Below are 20,099 nucleotides of genomic sequence, written 5' to 3' on the forward strand. Positions count from 1 at the left end.
CCTATGGGACCACAGGGTCCAGCCGGTGTGGCGGGTCCGCAAGGTCCTGCAGGGGCTCCGGCAACGTTGGCATACAGTTTTATGTCAAGGACATCCGATTATACCATCACGGCAATGGATGCGACAAACAACCTGATCGTGAAAAATAGCAGTAACTCGGTGGTTACGTTTACATTGCCAAGTGCCAGCGCAGCTGGAGTGGGCAAGATGATTTATATAACGTCGACCTCGACTTCTTCACCGCAATCGATCAATGTGCTGACGGACGGTAGCGATCTGCTCTTCGGGTTCTACACGACGCCTTCCGGAACAACTGATATTTCTGCAACTACATTGTCAAACATCAGTTGGGTACAGTTGATCAGCGATGGGTCAAGTTGGAATATCTTAGGAATGTATTGGTAGTAGCCCCAATTTCTGCCATGATAGGCAAGGCCCCGACAGTAATGTCGGGGCTTTGTCGTTCTATCCCGATCCGTAGAAGCTGTCCCCCACGGAGATGTGTGCAGGAAATGCGACATTTTGCGGCTCCAGTGGTAAGGGGCAGCTTGAGGGATAGGGTAGCGGAAGTAGCCGCATGGGGAGCGACGGTGTTCTTTGCCGGCCGGATCTGGCCCGCTGTCGGAATGGTGGAAGGGGCAGTGGTTGGGGAAGCTGTATCACGCCGCTTTTCGGTTGCGGAGCGCGATGGTGCCGGTACTTGTCGCTCTTGGGGGACGCGGTCTAGCTTTCCTCGTTTTCCATCCCCGCTTCCGCTTCCCTCAGCTGCTGGATAAAGGCAATCGGCGCCATCCCGATCCTCTTCTTGAAGCTCAGCGTGAAGATCTGTGTGGAGCCGAAGCCCGCCTCCTCGGCCAGGGCATTGTGCGTGTAGTTCCGGTACTTGTGGTGCTCGATCAGCAGCGCCACGATATGGTCCGCCTTCAGGTCGTTCAGGTAGGCCGTGACCTTCTTCCCCCTGTGGTGCGCAATGAGCAGCGAGACATATTTGGTGTTGGTGTTGAACAGTGCCGCAAGCTTGGCAAGGTTCACGTCCCTCTCAAGGTATTTCTGCTGCGATTCGAATCGCTCAAGCCGCTTGAGCAGTTTCTGCGAAAGCTCGGGTGACAGCTCCGCAGGTGGGCTTTTCACCTTTTGCAGGGGCATTTTTTCCTTTTCGGCAAACTCTGCCAGCACTTGGCGGAACCGCCGCTTCTCCCTTCTCTTGGTATGCAGGTGCCAGGCGGTCACCGCCATCAGGGTGGCGCCCAGCGTGCCCACCACCGCAAGATAGGTATGCCAGTCAGTGGCCAGTTTCCGCTCGATGGCCTGCTCCCTCTCCAGCAGTGCCCTCGTGTCATATTCCTTGTGCACCTTGTAGGACAGGTGCTTGAACTCCCTGGTGTTGTGCTGGTCAAACGCCAGCAGCTCGCGGATAAAGAAGAGCTGTTGCTCCGGATTTCCAAGCTCGGTATAGTGGGCAATCAGCCTTTCATAGTTCTCCCGCAGGTCGGGTCGCGTGTAGTGGTGCCGGCGGATGCCCTCATGCACCCTCAGGCCATATTCCAGTCCCTTCTGGGGCGCTTCCAGTTCCCAGTAGCATTTCGCAAGGTAGGCCCAGGTCGTGATCTGGTTCGCATGGTCCCTCGTTTTGGCCAGCTCCGTTTCGGACGCATGCAGCAGCGGCAGGGCCGTCCTGTACGCCTGCTGCATGCAATGGTTGATGCCTTCCGAGTTCTTGAAATACGGCACCATCGACGGGATTCCATACGCCGTTGCCAGTTCCATTCCCAGGACATTGTAGTACGAGGAAAGGTCATGCCGTCCCGTCTGCGTATGGCAGAGCCCGATGGCGTGGAGCGTCTTGAGGTAGGCCATGTCGTTCTCCTCCCTGAAATACGCAAGGCACTGCGTCAGCAGGGCAATCGCCTCATCATTGTACCCCAGGAAATACTTCGTCAGGGCAATCGTGTACTTTACCTTGTGGATCAGGTAGGCGTCGTTCGTGGCGGCGACGTGCTGGTTGGCGGTAAGGTACGCATGCAGCGCTTTCGTGTAGGACTTGTTGTCATAGTGGGCGGCGCCGATCGTGAGGTAGGCACTGCCTATCGTGGCATCGTCACGGCTGGCGTTCGCCTTTTCCAGCAGGCTGTCGGCATAGATCATCCGGAACCTGCCTTCCGCCAGGTGCATCATCGCCCTGTACGCATTCGCCTCCTCCTTGGGCTGCCGTTCCCTGGACGCCTTGCTGAGCCAGTACTGGGCAATATGGCGTGCCTTGACGGTATCGCGGCGGTATTCGATCACCATCCGGTTGAGTTCAGGGTAATCCATCGTGGCGAGGCTGTCCGCTTCGGGTGGGTGCCGGGCATAGGCAATTGTTAAGGGGAATAGGGCAAGGTGGGCGGTGAGGAGTAGGCGTTTCATGGTTTCGGTTGGGTTTAGGTATTCATTTTGGCAGAGGAAAGGGAGGCTGATGTAAAAAAAGTGTAGTAAAAATATTAAATTTTCTGATGTGCGGCTATAAAATTCTTAACAATTTGATAACCTGTTACGGCAGGAAAGGCTTTTTCTGCCCTCAGGCTGTTGCGTCGCGGATGCCTCGGGAATGCAGCTTGTATTTTTTCATTTGGTGAGCCCTAAGGGCTGTATTTTATGGGCTTCGGCCCTTTTTTTTATGCTGCTGGATTCTGGAATCCGGCAGTGGATTTGGAGAATACCAGCAGCGGTGGCGTTGCGGGGTTGCCCCGGTGCAGGTAGTTTTGTCCCGAATTCAACCGGCCTTGCCTCGGCACGGCCACACCACACTGTTCAGATTGCCCGGGCCAGATGGACTGATCATTTAATCAGTAACCCATAAAACTAATCCAGATGAAAAAAGATGTTTTTAAGAGAGAAGTACTTGTCGTACTATGTTCCCTGGTGCTTGTGTCCTGTGAGACAGGCGAACCGTCCGAAACACCGGAGCGTGGCGGGACGCCTGCCGGAGTTGTACCAAAGTCAGCCAATGCGGCACGGGGCGATAGTGCCAGCGCCTTCGACCATGCCGGCAGCATGCATACCGAGCTGCTGCTGGGCTATTATGCCGACACGCTGTTGCCCGCCACGGCGGACGGCTGCATCGCCCGGCTGGACGCCGTGGCGGCCGTGCATCCCTATTTTGCAGGCTTTTCGCCGGCCGACTATGGTCTCGTGCCGGAAGGCAGGATCCTCGCCATTGCAGATAATGGCCCTGCCGAGCTGGCCGTACTGATGGACGAACTGCCACTGTCCCTGCAGGCATGGGAAGACTTTTACCTCTTTGTCACGGAGGTACTCGAAAGGGAAGTGCAGGGGGAAGCGGAGGCAGAACTCCATGCCTTTATGGTCGGCTATGAAGGCAATGTGCTGTCCTCGAACACCTATACCGATACCGAAAAGGAATACCTGCTCACCGTGGCCTCCATTTTCCGCCATTCCATACAGGCAAAGCGCAAGCGGCCGAAGAAGAACACCGATATAGATTGGGACTGGCTCACGGCCAATGTGGCCGGTGCGGCCCTGGGTGCCCAGTATGGGCCACGGCAGGCAATCCTCACCGCCGCAAGGGCGGGGATCCTCGAGAACCGTTGAGGGTTTGGATGGCCCCACATGGGGGTGTGGGGCAACGGGGCGCCGCTTCGGCGCCAAAGGAAAGGCTACCCTTCGGGGTGGCCTTTTAGGTTGCATCTGCCTCCTCCATCCGACGCAGCAGGTGCTCCTGCAGGGCCATCAGGAACTTCGTCCGGTCGGTCTTGCGGTTGCAGATCTCATGGAACGTCCGGTGGAACTGCCCGACCTCCACCCCGAATGCCCTGCCAAGGAACGCCACGATTTCGCCGATGTCGGTCGCACCGTGCCGGAACACCCCTTCGGTGTGCAGGGCATAGGCCAGCTCGATAAGCCCCACCTTCGGTCCCGTCCACTGCAGCTGCGGCACCACATGGGAGGCCTGCGCCTTTCCTTCCAGCTTGCCGGCAAGGTAGTCCTGCAGCCGGGCATAGGCCGCAAACTGTGCCACCTTGTAGTCATGGGAGGTCGCAAAGAGCGGATCCAGCTGGAAATGGAAGCTTTCGCCATCCGCCGTGCACTCCTGCCGCCGCAGGAAGAACCGCCCGTCAAGGTAGGTGTCGCCCCTGCGGCAGTAGCGGTGGAACGCCGCATGCCGCTCAAAGAACCGCTCCTTCTTGCGCAGGGCCTGGCGGTAGTAGTGGCGCACGGTCTTCTCGGATCCCAGCGGCCGGTGGTCCTCCAGCCGGTACAGTTCCTGGAAATAGAGCAGGCGGCCGCTCAGCAGCGGCTTGCCGTGCCGGAAGAATTCGATCTCCTCTGCCTGGCTGGGCTCTTGCTTCAGGAAGGCGGTCCGGAGCTGGCCAAGGGCGTCAAGGCAAAGGCGGATCGCCTGCTCGCAGTGGCGGGGCAGGTCCTCCTCCGGTGAGGGGACAAGTGCCGCAAGCTGCCGCTCAAGCTGTTCCGCAAGGGCTATGCTATAGTCTTTCATACGCGTCGGGGATACGGTTGGTGAAGGCAAAGCTAGGGCATGGGGGCATGTGGGGCAAGTCCGGCTGTGCTGGATTTCGGAATTGTATACTGTTGTAAAAAAAATGTATAGTAATTTTCATCCCAAAGGAAAACGCACTTTATTTTTTTCAACAAGGCCGGATGCCTTGCCATTGTAGGGTTTTTTAGGCTTTGGATTTCCTCTTGCCACGGTGTTTGGCAGGAAGGACTGTATAGTTTTTTTCAGGGCATCCGGAGGCCAGCTGGAGTGATGGATTCTGGAATCCAGCACCCAAGTGGTGGCAAGGGTGATCCGCATTTGATAGGTTTGTGATGGCTTTCTGAAGCTTTTGCAAGCCATAACCTCTAAGATTGAAACGTATGGAACAGCCCAGTCACATTTCCAAGATAAGGATACTCTACAGCCTGCTGTTCGAGCTGCTGGCAGGCCGCAGCCCGGTCTTTCCCCAAGCGGGAGAGGCGGCAGGCCCCTATGATGGGCTGCTGGCTTCCTTCTCCGGCCTCGCCCGGCAGCTGCAGGAACTCCTCCGGGAGCAGCGACTGCTCCCGCCACTCTACCAGCCGCAGCCGGTCGCCCCCTTCGTGCTGGTGCTCGATGCCGCCGGCAGGATCACGCTGTGCACCCCCGTCGTCGGACGGCGTCTGGGCTACCCGAAAGCAGAACTGGTCGGCCGTGTGTTTGCGGAGCTGCTCGTGGACACCTCACCTCGGCAATGGTCGGATATCCTTGCCGGTGCGGGACAGGAGGAGCAGCGGCTCCTGCCCGTGGAGCTGCTGATGCGGACGGCGTCCGACCTCAGGCTGCCGCTGTCCTGCTGGATCGTGCCGGATCTGGGAGGGGAGCAATATTTTGTAGTGGCCGTTGGGCTCACCCTTCACCTGGGACCGCCGCTCAGGGGAGGATCCGATGCCCAGGCGAGCCCGCAGGAGGCCGCCGTCAACCTGGCACGGGACCTGCACGGCTATATCATCCGGCACCTCGACACCCCGCTGCCCCCCGCAAGGGAACTGGCCCGGCGGTTCGGGACCGACGAGTTCTGCCTCAGGAAGGCCTTCCGCCAATCCTACGGGATGAGCCCCTACCAGTGCTACCAGGAGGCAAGGCTCGACAAGGCATTGCAGCTCATCAGGGACACCGGGCTCTCGCTCCAGGAGGTCGCCTTCAGCTGCGGATTCGACCTCTACGGCAATTTTTACAGGGCCTTCCGGAAAAGGTACGGGTGTCCGCCCAGCAGTGTCAGCAGGGAGGGATGATGCAGTTTTTGAATCGCTTGTGGCAGGAAGTTGTCTGCCGGCCGACGATTCGGGATGGATTACGGGGGAGAAGATCACCGTGACGGGTGGGCTTTACGGGTTGTAAGGAACTATCTTGCATCAGATTTTGAATGCCCGAAAGGGAAGAAAGCCAGATCGGAAGATTTGGCTTTTTTGGTTTTGGATTGGTGGGGTTACGGCAAAAGCTGAAGCTTCGGAAGTAGGAGGGTGTGGGCTTGTCATTTTTTGGGCGGTCGGTAGCCAAATGGGCTCTCGTAAAGGTGTTAAAGATGCATTCTTATAATTTACTAAACCTTTTAATTGCAGCCTCAAAATTATGTTTTGGATGTTCTTCAAAGTCCATCGGGAATTTTAATAATTTTAATCATCTATTTGTAAATATTTTCAATCATAAAAAATGTATATTTGTTAGTTTAATTCATAAAACATTTGGTTAGTGTAGTATCCAACATATTTTTCTTTTATTATCTAACTGTACTTTATCTTAAATCACAATATTGAAAATGAATAAATTAAACCTTGCAGATGTTACTTCCTACGTAGAGCAAAATATAAAGGATTTTCATGATAAGCGATTGGCTAAAGTGAATAGTTTGCGACTTTCAGACGTTTTGAAAGCTAAAAATCCTTATCTGTTTAAAGCCAAAAATGTTAATACTGCTAATGAGATTATTGAAGGGATTTTATCTGCATTCTTATCATCAAGCGAGGAGGGGATTTTTGGAAATTGGTTAGAACGTCTTGCTGTATTCATAAATAATTCTGTATACGGTGGTCAGAAAGCAGTCGTTGATGGAATTGATTTAGATTTTATAAAAGATAGTAAGCGTTATCTCGTTGCGATCAAATCCGGACCTAATTGGGGTAATGACAGTCAATATAAGAAGATGGTTGATCATTTTAACACTGCGAAGAAAAGGGCAGCAACTTCAGGAGGTAAAGAAGAGATAATTTTTGTAAACGGATGCTGTTATGGTCGTTCGAACGCTAAGAGTGAGTTTAAGAAGCTGGGATACTATAAGATGTGTGGGCAGAGATTTTGGGAGCTGATATCCAATGAACCTAATTTGTATACAGACATAATTGAGCCTCTCGGTTATAAAGCCGCAGAGCGTAACCTTGAATTTAAGGAATCTTATGAGAAGGTACAGAATCGAATGGAAAGGGAGTTTCTCATTGATTTTGTTAACGAGGATGGATCCATTAACTGGGAAAAGCTGCTTAAGTTCAATTCCTACGTCGAACCAGTAAAACAAAAATCGTAGTTAGTCTACCTTACTTTCTGCCTTCTCAACCTGTTTCTGAAATTCTTTCAACCAATCTAGATTTGAAGTATTATTGTATCTCGAATATTTGAAATCCCTAATAGGTTCAACAGGCTCATTTCGTAGTGCATCATATATTAATTTGCCAACTGCATTTCCTAGGCTTACCGGAACAGCATTTCCAATTTGTCTATAGCGCTCTAAAATTGAGCCTTCAATGCACCAGGTGTCTGGGAATTCTTGTATTCGCTTGTATTCTTGTACCGATAACGGCCTGTCATGCAATGGATGAGCGAGATCAGTTGCTGGCATGGCAGGATGTGTAACGACAGTCGGTGCTGGTCGATCCCAAGAAATTCTCCTGAAAAAGCCTGTTTTCCCTCCTCCAAGGAAATAAGACTTCCCCAATGCTTCCTTCTGCTGTTCGATAGGTAGGTTTTTCCAATTTTGCCCTGCCTTTAAAAGACGATAAAACTTTAATCTCTTTTCAGGAAATTTGATGAAATCGCATGCTTCTTCCAAATTAGTAGTTGCCTGCTTGAAAGTTTTCCATTTTTTTAAACCGAACTCTCCGTTTTCACTGTGGGTAGGGTTTAAGAAAGGAAGTGGAGTTCCGTCAAGCGTTCCGACAATTATTACCCTCTCGCGAATTTGAGGGGAACCAAAGTTTGCAGAATTATATAGATTAAAACTTAATGAATATCCGGCTAGTTCAAGCCGTTTCATGATGTAATAAAGAGCAGAACCAGGAGTATCTTTTAGCTTCTGACTAAAAGATTCAGAAATCTCGTCGTTGGATTCTAATGAGAATTTTGTAGACAGTATTCCGCGAACATTTTCAAGCACAATGAAGCGGGGCCTTAGTTCCTCAATTATGCTCAGGTATTTTAAGAAAACATTGCCCCGTTCATCTTCAAACCCTTTTCTATTGCCAGCAGTACTAAATGCTTGGCAGGGAGGGCCACCGGCTATAAGATCTATGGTGTCATTATCAGTAAGTCCAGCAAAACTTAGAATTTGTTCAGAAGTATAATTTCTGATATCACCTATTAAACCAATCTTGGGATTGTTGGCGATAATTGTTTTTCTGCTCGATTTGTCTATTTCACATGCCAGCAATGTTTGAAATCCTGACTTTTCCAATCCTAGATCAAGCCCCATAGCTCCTGAAAAGAATGAAAGTACTTTTGGAACATTCGTTTTTATTCTCAAAGTATTTCTTCTATCTAATTCAGTATTCTGCAGCTGATGGTTACTTTTATCAAATGAATCCACATTCTCTTTTGGAATTACCCAAGTCTTGCCTATTTGCATGCCTGGAAGTTTTCCGTCGCGTAGTAATTTTCTAACATATTGTGGGGAAAAATCTATTGCCTCCGCGGCATCTTCAACTGAATAAAAATTTTCTTGGCTCATTTTCTAATGCGAAACTAAATTTATATACCAAAAGTATAAAAAAATTGGGTATTAGATTGAATAAGGAAGTAAATCTTTTAGCTACAATCGTATGACGTTGAATTATAGCACATCAAATATTTTATAATGGTATAATTCTATAGAACTGTTCCCTTTTTTCATATCAGTAAAATAAGAAACTCCTTGATATCTTTGCTTTTGTTCATTACTTATTCGCTCATAATTTTTCCTTTTCAGAATTTGCAGAAATCTTCTAGCATTTATTTTATTTCTGGAAACTTATAGTTGCAAATATTGTGGATGCACAAAATCAAATGCTCTATATTGATATAAAAAAGTGTCGAAATTCATTTCTGCCGATTTGATCAAACGTTCAGGCATTACAAACAATAGAAAATAGGCGTTTTGGGGTTGGAGCAATTATGTTTATGTTGTGAGTTTCAGGAGAGGCTTTGAAGAATGGACTATAAATCCGCACCATCGGGGTTGTTATAACAATATTTAAATGTATAACGTTCCAAGATAAGTTCCAATTGAATCATCCTTTATCTTTTCATCCTGTAAAAAGTTTACTGTATAACTAGTACTTGACACAAAGAAATGTACTTTACCTTCGCGTAAATCCATGGTTATATCTCTCGCAGAATTTTGAGTAATCGTGTTATAACCACTATAGTAATTAAGATCGTCACTCGAAGCTTCACCGATGATAATAACTTTCGGTTTAATTTGCTCCAAGAATTTTTTTGGTACTTTTCCTGAGTCCCTACCATGATGAGGTGCAATAAGTATATCAGAGGCAGGCATAACAATATCATCTATTATTAAATCCATGAATGGTTTTTCTAGATCACCCATCCAAATTACGGAAGCACTATGTTTTAATTCATAACGAAATATAGGTGAAATATTATTGGGGCTAATTCCATTTTCGGCATCTACTAAAGCCTTTATAAAATGCCTATTAGTAGTAACGGGCCATAAAATATTAATTCCCGATGATCCCCGTACTTCATCACTTTCATTCATCCATTTTCTAGATACACCCCGACTAATTATAAATGATTTAGATGAGTCCCTTAATTCACGGTATTTTTTAAAATCTTCATTATCCAAATTTTTCAAAGCATTATTCTTTACAACATAAAAATTTTGAATACCCATCTTCTCATCAAGTTCCTTAAGACCTCTTATATGATCATAGTCGGGAGATGTTGATATAAATCTTGTAATGTTCTTTCCTTTTGATTCTTTTATAAGCTCATTAATAATTACAATCTTGTCATCTGCCCTCAAATTGCAGTCAATAATCGTAAAATTATCAGAATCATGTTTAATGTAAAACATATCACCATGTCCTACAGATATTGATTTAACTATGCTCATTGGATTTATTTAAAGTTGTACAATATAATTTTATTTGTAAATCAGTCAGTATTTCACCATGTTTTGAAAGCAACGCAATTTTCTCTTTTGTCAAAGCAGTTAAGTTTGTTCCTATACGACTAATTTTTTCGATTTGTTGTTCATTGAGAGCATTTTCGACTATGCTATCAAAATTTATTTTTTTACGAATAAATTCATTTATTTCTGCAAATGGCTTTTCAAGAACTTCTTCTGTAAGTCCGTGGTGAACTAAAACATGCTCGGGCACTTGATCTTTTTTAGCTGCAGCAACAAACTCTACGACACATCTTGAATATTCCCAATCTAACGAGAAGTAAGCGATTTCTTTTGACTTTCCGTAGACATCCCTAATAAATTGTAAATTTTTAATTTTGCGCATCATCACATCAATACCACGATAGAGTATAAAAGGCGTATTGTTTGCAAAGAACTTGTTACTAAATGGTTGAGAACCATCACTCACAATAATGACATCACAAGCATATGAAGAGTTCCTTTGAGTTAACTTATGTAAGCCCTGATTATCATATAATCCTCCATCTATTAATCTTGGTTTAATCCTTTTAAAGTCGTTAGCATTTTTGAAATAGCTGATTGGAATTTTAACTGGGTCAAATGGTACGGGTACACTAGAACTACTTGCGACTGCTACAGCAATTGAAAAATCATTACCATTGAATTTAATTGAATCACCACCATCCTTTGGAAATTCATAACTTGAATCAGACATCTTGTTTTTGGAAAAAGTCCAAAGCGTCCCTGTGGATAAATTGGTTGAATTAATTGCTAAAATAGGGTGATCTGGAAGGTCGGCCAATTTCTTGTTGCCAAAGAATATTTTACGATAAGCCTTTATTTTTAATGCAGTAAATGAAACAATCCGAAATTGTATTAATACTGGTGAAAGAACAATGGCACAGATGATTGAGACAACTAGCCATGTTGGAAAGTTAATACTAAAAGGATCATTAAGTAAAAAATAGGCTATTGCTGCAAATATAAATATGGGCAGTAAAAACCGATAGCTAAATATAATGCGTCGAATACAGCTTTTTTGTAGATTAGCAGTAAATGATTTTTCAAATTCTTCAAAATTATCTTTATTCAGAACATAGTAAGCACCTGCAATAGAACCACCAGAAATACATGATATAACATCAATTTTTTCAAGAATATTCAATTTGTTCAATTTACGGAAAACGCCTAAATGAAATGCTGCAGCCCTATAGCCTCCACCTGACAATGCCAATCCTAACTTAGCTTTTTTTTCTTCTTTATTATTCATGTACAAAAGGTATTACTTTGTCTGGCGTTACTATTACCGCGCAAGTAGGGATAGGTGTTTTTTTATTAATAACCTGAAGTTGTGCAATAGTTTTCATATCCTGACCGCTTAAACTTTCAAGATTCATAGGATGTGTATGCCATTCGCCAATGTAACCTATGATTTCCCCTGTGTTATATTTAACATCGTTTACATATTCAGGTAGTCCAGTAATTCCCCTCGTAAAGGCAACAGGAGTACCGGAGCTGCCTTTGGGCTCTGTAACTATTTCAAAAACATATATTACTTTGGTTTTGTAATTGGCAACGCCTATTAGAATACCACCAGTTTCTCTTTTACCAAATTTTTTGCATTGGTTTAAAAGTTGTTCTGTAATGCCGGGAAATAGCCTAAGTGTCCATTTACTGCCTGCTTGACAAGTCAAAATCTCGAATGCATCTATCGCATAATATCTGTTTGAAATTTGAGGAATTCCTGCTGACCTTCTAAAAATATTTAGATATAATAATCCAGAGTCACCTGCCAGTTTTTCTTTGTCAGCTGACAATATTTGAGAAAAGGCGGCTGCATGAAAACTTATCAAGTCGTCGGGCATTACAGTTGTGATTGAATTACATCCTAATCCTATATTCAAAACGGTTGGCTCTTTTTCTGCATCATTTCTACGCCAGATATGTAAGTCACTATCTGTATTAGCCAAATAACAAGCTGTATATACTAGATCGTCAATTCTTGGATTTCGTTGTTTGCCCTCTTTATATAATAGGCCTATCTGCCCATCATCGACCAGTTCACAACGATTATATTCTAAATCAGGAGAAATGTTCCTTAAAGCAAAATGTTGCATTACCTGTTGACTGGCAGTTGTATCTACAATTGTATCGTACTTTTTAAGCTCATCATCCTGTATGTCTGAAATATTTTGTTCGTATGCAATTAAACCGGAAGTAATGTCCAGCTCGTAAAATTCTTTAACTTCTTCTATTATTGCTGTGGCTTTGTTTTGACCAATTGAGTTTGAAAATAATATGTGACGAGCTAAATTATGTTGTTCGAAATTATCGTCATCAATTGCACCGATATTTGTTTTTCCAATTCTTGCATCGTGCATAAGTATTTTGGAACCCAGTGAGCCAACACCTACAAATAATGATTTTTGTTGCCTTTCCTCATTACTAAGAATATTTGCAAGAGCAGAAGTATGAGGTTCAGTATGTGATGTAATATAAACCTCTGTTTCGTCTGACAAAGCTGTAAGACCTCCTTCAGGAAGCATAAGTGTGTAAGTGAAAAACTCGTAATTACCAGTATAACCTATTAATTTTTTTGGACGTAGTACAGCATGTATAATTGGAATTATACGAGAAAAAATTACATCTGCTTGCTGAACGCTAGCTATCATAGAAACAATATCAATATTTCTTAAATTCAAAAAAAATTTTAACTCTCCAAAATTGGTCGGTAAGTTAGTATTATACTCGCTTTCAACAGACCCATCAGAATTCCAAACAAGAAGTGAAAACAGTGACATAACTTTAGCAGAATCGTTTGCGCTGAAAATAAATCGTAAAGCTTTTTGAACTGTTTTTTTTATATCGTTTAAACCTAAAAGAGGTATTCCAGCTATTGATTTATAGGTATAACTTCTTTTTTCATTTAGTTTATAAAGACAACTCAAGATTAGAGCCATTGGAAACTTTGGCACTAGTCTTTCATCATTTTTTACAATTTGCTCAAACATATCATATTTATATATGTGTTTGCCTCCAGACTTTTTTTCTAATCGTACAGGATCAAATTCATTGTTATCTTCCAAAAGTGTACCTGTACCCGCTTTAAAAAACCATTGCGAACCAACCAATAAAAAATCGGCAATTGTAATTGTAGCAAACCATTGGTTTAGACTATCCCTAACCAGACATAAAACAGCTGGTTCGGTGTCTGGAGTATAGTATAAATGTGGTAATCGCCTTTTGGGAAAATCTTTTCTATCAGAAAGTACCGCAGGTGATTCTTCGGGATATCTTGATAAGGAGATCCGAATGAGAACAGGCTCTTCTTGTTGGATTAGATTATCTTTAGAACCACGACTTGGTAATGAAACAGAATATGAAGCCTTGACAACAATGTATCCTGGACGCCAAGAGAATACTTTAAGATTGTCGCACCGAAAATATCTCTTGATTTCTAAGATTGCATCATTTACCTCTGAAGATAGACTACCTTCATAGGCACTTAAATCATCACTATGCAGCATTATCCCTGAGAAATTATTGTTCCAGCTGCACCGCTACCACCCGCAGATGTTGCTGCACCGCTTATGCTTTTATTTGATGCTCTTGCCGGGCCGTTTGATGTAATATCGAAAATGATCGGTTTCGGCTCTTCTTCACTGGGTTCAATATCAGTGTTTAAGAACTTTTCCTTTGAATCAACATATTTTAAGTATTCTTTCTTAGCGTCATAATGTGGCGGATTGTCATCATCATTAACAATTTTTTTGCAGGAAGCTATAATAAAACTGCCGTCTTTCCCATACTCCAATGCTTCTAAAGATGAGTCAACAATGTCGTCTTTATCTGTATCGTTGAAATATGTCCAGGAGCAATGATGAGGAGCCATAAATAAATCCCAATCGAGCGCCCTCTCGCTTTCATCTTTTCCAAATCGTTTTGTTCGCTCAAGTATCTGTTTCCATGTTGTATGATCAGAATCACCACCAAAAATTGCCTGACACGAAAAATCTCTACTCCAGCTGTATTCTTTAAATCGTACCTGAAACACAATACTTGCGGAATTTTTATCTTTTTCAGGTGACTCTAAATGAATCTTGAAGGGAGCATGGATAAAAATAGAGAAGGTATTCTGGTCACGATCATTAAATCTTGAAACTACGTCGCCTGGCTTAGAACGTAAGTGATCTAAGTCCTCATATTCGCCATTAATATCATATCCTATAATTCGAATACGGTTTCCCGGTAAATCTTTATCTGCACTCTCGTCACGGTGGAGTTTCAAACGTCTTTCGGCTTCCTGTTGATGCGCGTCTTCATTTGGGTTTGTAAATTGTTCTGCAATCATTGGGGAAAACCACATTGCATCAATAATAATAAGACCGGCTTCCTTATCTTCTTTTTTATATTTTTTTGGGTCGCCTTGATAAAAATTGTCTTTAAAACCTAAGCAATGATCTTTATCACCGTGAGTGAGTATAAATACATCCAAATAAGGATTATTATCACGAGTTTGAATAGAATCCAAAAGGTCTTTTTTTGCATCATAACGTGATTTATTTGCTTCATCCTGAGATACCACTGTTATGTTACAATCTATTAAAATTGTAGTTTTATCTGCTAAAGTTATTAGCGACATATCGCCATTTTTTACAGGATAGTACTTGATTTGAGGATTGTTAGCTACTGGCATTTAGTGTCTACCCCCATAGTTATTAAACCATTAAAGGCAATTGATATTGTAATTGTAAAGTTTTGCATAATTTGTTTTATTTTAGGGTTAGATTTAATTTTTTTATATCTTTTAGGTATTGCTCTTAAATTTTTTATAAATTATTTGTAACATTTATATTAAAAATTAAATCATAAAATATGCCAAGCTATTATGATGTTTATATTGTCGTAGAAAAATATGATATAAACTGCGAATTTGACAAAAAAAATGACAGACTGTCAGTTGGTTAAAAATATGAAATGAGTTTCCTGAATCATAATATAACAATCTAAAACTGTTATATCAAAGAAATGATGCTCATTCATCTTTCTAAATTTCTTCTATCGCTTGTTATCATCTTTAGTAGATGTATTGAAATAATCATAGTGAATTAAATCATATCTTAGTTTTTCACATTACTTATAAGTTTAAATTTTCTCAAAGTTAGGTTTTGAGAAACGTTCTATTTTACGGTTTTACGTAATTCAAAAAAAAAATATTTAATAATAACTAAATTAACTATTAAAAGCGAGGTTCATCTACGTATAAATGAGCGTTTTTTAGTTTTTCATTTAAATAAAAAAAGATGCCTCAGCATCTTTCATTTATTTGTATTTTTCCTACTATCAATAAAATGTCTATTCTTGAAAAATTCATATACTTTAATAAACCATAAAACAACTATTCCTATAATTTCATACTACACCATCAAATCTAATTTATCCACTCCATAACTACTTTTTTATTATTGTTCGATACTTAATAATATTTTTTTTATAATCTTCAATTTCTTTTTCTGATAAAGGATTTATAGAAATAATTTTGAATCTCTCTACCGGTTCGCCATTTATTTTAGACTGATTTTCAAGAGTTTTTTTGTCAAAAAAATCAATCACTATTCTAACTAGATCGTATTCTGTCACTCCATCTGGATAAATTTCTGAGTACGACTTCACGCTGCAAGCATTCGCAATTCTTGACATTAGTCTGATATTTAGTTTCGTTGGTTGTTTATGATTTTCAATATTACCAATAAACCCTTCAGAAACTCCAATTTTATGTGCAAGAGCTGTTTGAGATAATCCCGCTTTTAAACGTACTAAACGTAATTTTTCTATTAGTAAAAAGTCTAAATGCGATATAATAATTTCAATAATCATCTTTTTTCTTTTTTTGTCAATTACTGAATTATTAAAATATTCTACACATACTTATAGGTATGTGAAATTAATTTGTTATGTTTGTGGTATTCATTTATGAATATCTTATTTTTGCGATTCTTCATATAAAATATTTGAAGCATTCGCTTTGAATCTCGCGTTAGAAAACTGGTAATTTTTGCAACGAGATGATAAGTAGGAGGCTCACGTCCTTTGGCGTGGGCTCACTTATTGTTGCTCGGTATACCAGTGCCTCTAACGCAATAAGCTGAGTTCCACGCTTTTTTTATTCCTTCAGTTAAGGGCGTTCAGTTTTTTTCAAGGCAACTTCTTTTTTTTATTCCGCTTCGCAAACGTTTTCGGCTGTCGGTCGTAGGGTATATACGGTAAATTCGGCTGTAAGGTCTAGGTGATGTAGTGGTTTACGGTTCGGTAGGGCAGTGCCACAGTAGCAACAGTATGAGAGGAGGGCTGCCTGTTCGGCCACCACTTCGCCGCGGCGAACACCCCTCCAAGCGAAGGGAATCCTCAGATGGCGGTAAAAAAAATAGGAGAAGGAAATGAAAATAATAGATAATGGCCAATAGCAATAAAGGATAAGAAATAGGAATAAATAATGACCAATAGCAATAAAAAATAATAATGAAGAATAAGAAATAGCGATGGCGAAGAGACATCCTGCCCTGAATGAAGTTGAGGTTTTAAGATAGTTGAAGTGGGTTAGTTAATCAGGAAGAAGGGGCAGGTTTTTTTAAGGTAGGACATGGGCAAATAAAGCGCAAAGGAACGGCAAGTTTACAGTAGCTCTAAGGTAGGTCTAAGGTAGGTTTTCAGGTAGGCCATACCGTAGATACTGTATGGATACAGCGTGGCTAAAGCGTGGTCACAGCGTTACATAAGTATCGGCATGATACCGCTACTCGCTTCCAGGGACATCACAGCCAGATGAGTACCCAAAGGCACCTCAAGTACAAGTGCAAATAAAAAATAAACAATAGTAATGATAAATAACGAACGCCAATCAGTAAGTAAAACGTCCAGCAATAACCCAAAACCCAAAACCCAAAACCCAAAACCCAAAACCCTTAACCCATAACCCAGAACCCATAAAAAAAGAGCCTATGTAGTAAACAGTACAAAACCTTAGAGTCGCAATCCCGAGACTTCGGGAGAGAGGCAAGACAAAAAAATGGCCCTCTAACTCTTCTTGGCGGTTGAATAGAGGACCGGAGCTAACAAAACACGAATGTTTCATTTAACGGATCAAAATTATGAAAAACAATCTACTGTTCCTATCCTGTATGGGAATAAGTCTGTGTGGCTTCCCTGCAGCAGCAGGAGAACGTACACACGGCAGGGCAGGGCTGGAGTGCCCCAAAGGGCTCACCGCGCTTCTGGACACCTTTCCCCTGCAAACAATAACCATCACCGGAACCGTCCGCGATGCGGCAGGGCCCCTGCCCGGCGTCACCGTAAGGGTAAAGGGCAACAGGACCGTAACCCTCACCGATAGCGAGGGAAGATACGCCATCATGGCAGAAACGGGCGATGTACTGCTGTTCAGCTACGTCGGCTACAGGGAATACGAAGTGACCGTAACAACGGCCAATATAATCGATGCCATATTGCAGGAGGATGCAACCTCCCTGCAGGAAGTCACCGTCAATGCGGGCTACTACAGGGTAACGGACAGGGAACGTACGGGAAGCATCGCAAAGATTACGAGCAAGGAAATCGGGACACAGCCGGTCACCAACGTCCTAGCTACCATGCAGGGACGCATGGCAGGGGTAAACATCACCCAGACAACGGGCGTGCCGGGTGGCAGCTTTGACATCCAGATCCGCGGACTCAACAGCGTCAGGACGGGAGGCAACAGCCCCCTCTATATCGTCGATGGCGTACCGTATGCCGCCGATGCGATCGGGACGGGCATCAACTCGGCCGTCCTGCCCTATGCACCCAGCCCCCTGAACAGCCTCAACCCCGAACAGGTGGAAAGCATAGAGGTACTCAAGGATGCCGACGCCACCGCCATATACGGATCACGGGGGGCAAATGGGGTGGTTCTGATTACCACCAAGAAGGGGAAGGCAGGTGCTACGAGGTATAATGTGGACGTCTCGACAGGGATGGGAAGCATCACCCGCAGGATCGACCTGCTCGATACCGCACAGTACCTCGCCATGAGGGAAGAGGCCTTCCGAAACGATGGCATCGGGGAGTTTCCCGCACAGGCCTATGATGTGAACGGCACCTGGGACCGCAACCGCAACACCGACTGGCAGCGGGAACTGCTCGGGCAGACCGCCCATATTACGAACGCACAGCTGTCGATGTCGGGCGGGACCGCACAGACACAGTTTCTCGTGGGGGGCAGTTTCAACCGGCAGGGTACCGTCTATGACGGCGACTTTGCCTACAGGAAAAGTAACCTCCACCTGCAGTTGGGGCATGCCTCGGCCGACCAGCGGTTCAAGGCAAGCTTCTCGGCAGGTTATACGTTGCAGGACAACAACCAGCCACGGGTGGACCTGATGGTCGAGGCCCTGAGGCTGGCGCCAAATGCTCCCGACCTGTATGATGCCGACGGGGAACTGAACTGGGAAGGCAGCACTTGGGAAAATCCCCTGCGCCACTATGAGGGGCAGTACGGGGCGACGACAAGGGACCTTATGGCCAATTCCACGCTTAGTTACCTGCTGCTGCCCGGTCTCGAACTGCGTTCTGGCTTCGGATACACCACGCTTCGCAACGCGGAACGCACCGCCGCACCTTCGACAATGTTCGACCCCGCCTTTGGCGTGACCAGTGCGGCGTCTTCCCTGATCGTGAGTGCTGCCGACCGCAGCTCGTGGATCGCGGAACCGCAACTGCATTGGAAGGGACGGCTCGGCAAGGCAAGGCTGGAACTGCTGGTAGGAGCCACCTTCCAGTCCCAAGGCGGGAGCCAGCTGGCCCAATATGCCGAAGGCTTTTCCAGCAACAGCCTGATCCGGAATATAGGGGCGGCATCCAACCTGTTTACGGTGACGAGTGACAACACCGAATACCGCTACCAGGCCTTCTTCGGCCGTGCCAACCTGATTTGGGACGACAGGTACATCCTGAACCTCACGGGAAGGCGTGACGGCTCAAGCCGCTTCGGCCCCGGCAAGCAGTTTGCCAACTTTGGTGCCGCAGGCGTGGCGTGGCTTTTCTCAAGGGAAGCACTGCTGAAGGACAGTAACGTGCTGAGCCACGGCAAGCTGAGGGGCAGCTATGGCGTGACGGGCAGTGACCAGATCGGCGACTACCAGTACCTCGATACCTACGCCCCAAGCGGGGTGCTATATGGGGGCGTCATGGGATTGCGTCCGACCCGCCTGTTCAATCCCGACTTCGGATGGGAAACCAATCGCAAGATGGAGGCCGCACTCGAACTGGGATTCCTCAGGGACCGCATCATGCTGACAGCCGGATGGTACCGCAACACCTCGGGCAACCAGCTCGCGGGGATACCGCTGCCGGGCACCACGGGATTCAACATCATTCAGGCCAATCTGGAAGCCACGGTGCAGAACAGGGGCCTCGAGCTGACCCTGCAGGCGGTGAACATGCAGGGCAGGGATTTCAAGTGGACCAGCAGCCTCAATTTTACGCAGGAACGCAACAAGCTGGTGGAGTTTCCGGGACTCGAGACTTCAACCTACCGCAATACCTACGCCATAGGCCAGCCGCTGAACATCCGAAAGATGTACCATTTTACGGGCGTCGATCCGGAAACGGGACTCTACACCTTCGAGGATGTAAACGGCGATGGCCGACTCACCGCGGCGGAAGACAAGAAACAGGTGGTGGATTTCACGCCTGCTTATTATGGCGGCCTCCACAACGACCTCCGGTACGGCAACTGGCAACTCGGCTTCCTGTTCCAGTTCGTACGGCAGCAGAATTTCAATTCGGCCGTCAACTTTGGGGCGCCGGGAACATCCAACCAGCCCGTCACGGCACTCGACCGCTGGCAGGAGCCGGGCGACGTGAGCGACCACCAGCGGTTTACTTCGGGCAGCAACGGTGCGGCCATGTCGGCCTACAACCGTTACCGTGACAGTGATGCCGCTGTAAGCGATGCCTCCTACGTCCGGCTAAGGAACCTTTCCATTTCCTATACCTTGCCCGCAACCGCCCTTAAAGGGGTGCAGTGCAGGATGTTTGTGGAAGGGCAGAACCTGCTGACGTTTACGAAATTCGAAGGGGCAGACCCCGAATTCAAGGCAGCGGGCTACCTGCCACCGCTGAAAGTCATCAGCGCGGGCATGCAATTTAACTTTTAATACTTATACC

14 protein-coding genes are annotated in these 20,099 nt (G+C 45.2%); 5 read left to right on the forward strand and 9 right to left on the reverse strand.

Annotated features, from left to right (window positions below):
* The first annotated feature begins 81 nt into the window (after positions 1-81).
* Entirely contained in the window at positions 82-405 is a 324-nt protein-coding gene (locus tag G508_RS0107340; RefSeq protein WP_157485901.1) for a hypothetical protein, read from the forward strand.
* A 318-nt stretch (positions 406-723) separates the two neighbouring features.
* Here the strand turns inward: G508_RS0107340 and G508_RS20010 are convergent, their stop codons facing one another.
* Positions 724-2,406 carry a helix-turn-helix domain-containing protein gene (locus G508_RS20010; RefSeq protein WP_157485902.1) on the reverse strand — a complete coding sequence of 561 codons (1,683 nt, stop codon included), beginning with the start codon at positions 2,404-2,406 and terminating at the stop codon, positions 724-726.
* Between the two features lie 444 nt (positions 2,407-2,850).
* Here G508_RS20010 and G508_RS0107360 point away from each other — a divergent pair, with 444 nt between their 5' ends.
* On the forward strand, positions 2,851-3,591 hold the full coding sequence (locus G508_RS0107360) for a hypothetical protein (RefSeq protein ID WP_026704713.1): 741 nt from the start codon (positions 2,851-2,853) through the stop codon (positions 3,589-3,591).
* An 85-nt stretch (positions 3,592-3,676) separates the two neighbouring features.
* Here G508_RS0107360 and G508_RS19780 read toward each other — a convergent pair whose 3' ends face one another.
* Positions 3,677-4,498 (reverse strand): RteC domain-containing protein, encoded by an 822-nt coding sequence (locus G508_RS19780; protein WP_084625935.1) that lies wholly within the window; start codon positions 4,496-4,498, stop codon positions 3,677-3,679.
* Positions 4,499-4,615: 117 nt separating this feature from the next.
* Positions 4,616-4,816, reverse strand: coding sequence for a hypothetical protein (locus G508_RS0107370; RefSeq protein ID WP_211223377.1), 201 nt, complete (start codon positions 4,814-4,816; stop codon positions 4,616-4,618).
* Between the two features lie 62 nt (positions 4,817-4,878).
* Here G508_RS0107370 and G508_RS19785 point away from each other — a divergent pair, with 62 nt between their 5' ends.
* Both G508_RS19785 and G508_RS0107390 read left to right on the forward strand, forming a co-directional pair.
* A complete protein-coding gene (locus tag G508_RS19785; protein ID WP_084625936.1) occupies positions 4,879-5,772 on the forward strand; it encodes a helix-turn-helix transcriptional regulator in 894 nt (297 codons plus the stop codon).
* Positions 5,773-6,296: 524 nt separating this feature from the next.
* Complete coding sequence (locus G508_RS0107390; RefSeq protein ID WP_026704718.1) at positions 6,297-7,058, forward strand: PmeII family type II restriction endonuclease; 762 nt, start codon at positions 6,297-6,299, stop codon at positions 7,056-7,058.
* Here G508_RS0107390 and G508_RS0107395 read toward each other — a convergent pair whose 3' ends face one another.
* From G508_RS0107395 to G508_RS18710, 6 genes are all read right to left on the reverse strand, one after another.
* Positions 7,059-8,474, reverse strand: a complete 1,416-nt coding sequence (locus G508_RS0107395; protein WP_026704719.1) for a DNA cytosine methyltransferase — start codon at positions 8,472-8,474, stop codon at positions 7,059-7,061.
* Positions 8,475-8,975: 501 nt separating this feature from the next.
* Complete coding sequence (locus tag G508_RS0107405) at positions 8,976-9,860, reverse strand: ComEC/Rec2 family competence protein (RefSeq protein ID WP_026704720.1); 885 nt, start codon at positions 9,858-9,860, stop codon at positions 8,976-8,978.
* Complete coding sequence (locus G508_RS0107410) at positions 9,847-11,166, reverse strand: patatin-like phospholipase family protein (RefSeq protein WP_026704721.1); 1,320 nt, start codon at positions 11,164-11,166, stop codon at positions 9,847-9,849. The genes G508_RS0107405 and G508_RS0107410 overlap by 14 nt, the downstream gene beginning before the upstream one ends.
* Positions 11,159-13,423: a ThiF family adenylyltransferase gene (locus G508_RS0107415; protein WP_026704722.1), complete on the reverse strand. Its 2,265-nt coding sequence runs from the start codon at positions 13,421-13,423 to the stop codon at positions 11,159-11,161. The genes G508_RS0107410 and G508_RS0107415 overlap by 8 nt, the downstream gene beginning before the upstream one ends.
* Complete coding sequence (locus G508_RS0107420) at positions 13,423-14,592, reverse strand: ComEC/Rec2 family competence protein (RefSeq protein WP_026704723.1); 1,170 nt, start codon at positions 14,590-14,592, stop codon at positions 13,423-13,425. Before G508_RS0107420 ends, G508_RS0107415 begins: the two co-directional genes overlap by 1 nt.
* 755 nt (positions 14,593-15,347) lie before the next feature.
* The gene (locus G508_RS18710) at positions 15,348-15,773 is read right to left on the reverse strand and encodes a helix-turn-helix domain-containing protein (RefSeq protein WP_035694386.1); all 426 of its coding nucleotides are present in this window, start codon (positions 15,771-15,773) and stop codon (positions 15,348-15,350) included.
* Between the two features lie 1,271 nt (positions 15,774-17,044).
* On the opposite strand from G508_RS18710, the gene G508_RS18715 reads away from it, so the two are divergent.
* Positions 17,045-20,089: a SusC/RagA family TonB-linked outer membrane protein gene (locus G508_RS18715; protein ID WP_245569854.1), complete on the forward strand. Its 3,045-nt coding sequence runs from the start codon at positions 17,045-17,047 to the stop codon at positions 20,087-20,089.
* Positions 20,090-20,099 lie beyond the last annotated feature (10 nt).

This window comes from Flavobacterium soli DSM 19725 (genome assembly GCF_000422705.1).
Taxonomy (GTDB): domain Bacteria; phylum Bacteroidota; class Bacteroidia; order Flavobacteriales; family Flavobacteriaceae; genus Flavobacterium; species Flavobacterium soli.

What these genes read in the sequence shown, in the direction of transcription:
- G508_RS0107340 (WP_157485901.1), top strand. Translation starts at nt 82, where the DNA reads ATGTCAAGGACATCCGATTATACCATCACGGCAATGGATGCGACAAAC.
- G508_RS0107415 (WP_026704722.1), bottom strand. Translation starts at nt 13,423, where the DNA reads ATGCTGCATAGTGATGATTTAAGTGCCTATGAAGGTAGTCTATCTTCA.
- G508_RS0107390 (WP_026704718.1), top strand. Translation starts at nt 6,297, where the DNA reads ATGAATAAATTAAACCTTGCAGATGTTACTTCCTACGTAGAGCAAAAT.
- G508_RS19785 (WP_084625936.1), top strand. Translation starts at nt 4,879, where the DNA reads ATGGAACAGCCCAGTCACATTTCCAAGATAAGGATACTCTACAGCCTG.
- G508_RS0107395 (WP_026704719.1), bottom strand. Translation starts at nt 8,474, where the DNA reads ATGAGCCAAGAAAATTTTTATTCAGTTGAAGATGCCGCGGAGGCAATA.
- G508_RS0107420 (WP_026704723.1), bottom strand. Translation starts at nt 14,592, where the DNA reads ATGCCAGTAGCTAACAATCCTCAAATCAAGTACTATCCTGTAAAAAAT.
- G508_RS20010 (WP_157485902.1), bottom strand. Translation starts at nt 2,406, where the DNA reads ATGAAACGCCTACTCCTCACCGCCCACCTTGCCCTATTCCCCTTAACA.
- G508_RS0107370 (WP_211223377.1), bottom strand. Translation starts at nt 4,816, where the DNA reads ATGCGGATCACCCTTGCCACCACTTGGGTGCTGGATTCCAGAATCCAT.
- G508_RS19780 (WP_084625935.1), bottom strand. Translation starts at nt 4,498, where the DNA reads ATGAAAGACTATAGCATAGCCCTTGCGGAACAGCTTGAGCGGCAGCTT.
- G508_RS0107410 (WP_026704721.1), bottom strand. Translation starts at nt 11,166, where the DNA reads ATGAATAATAAAGAAGAAAAAAAAGCTAAGTTAGGATTGGCATTGTCA.
- G508_RS0107405 (WP_026704720.1), bottom strand. Translation starts at nt 9,860, where the DNA reads ATGAGCATAGTTAAATCAATATCTGTAGGACATGGTGATATGTTTTAC.
- G508_RS18710 (WP_035694386.1), bottom strand. Translation starts at nt 15,773, where the DNA reads ATGATTATTGAAATTATTATATCGCATTTAGACTTTTTACTAATAGAA.
- G508_RS18715 (WP_245569854.1), top strand. Translation starts at nt 17,045, where the DNA reads ATGAAAAACAATCTACTGTTCCTATCCTGTATGGGAATAAGTCTGTGT.
- G508_RS0107360 (WP_026704713.1), top strand. Translation starts at nt 2,851, where the DNA reads ATGAAAAAAGATGTTTTTAAGAGAGAAGTACTTGTCGTACTATGTTCC.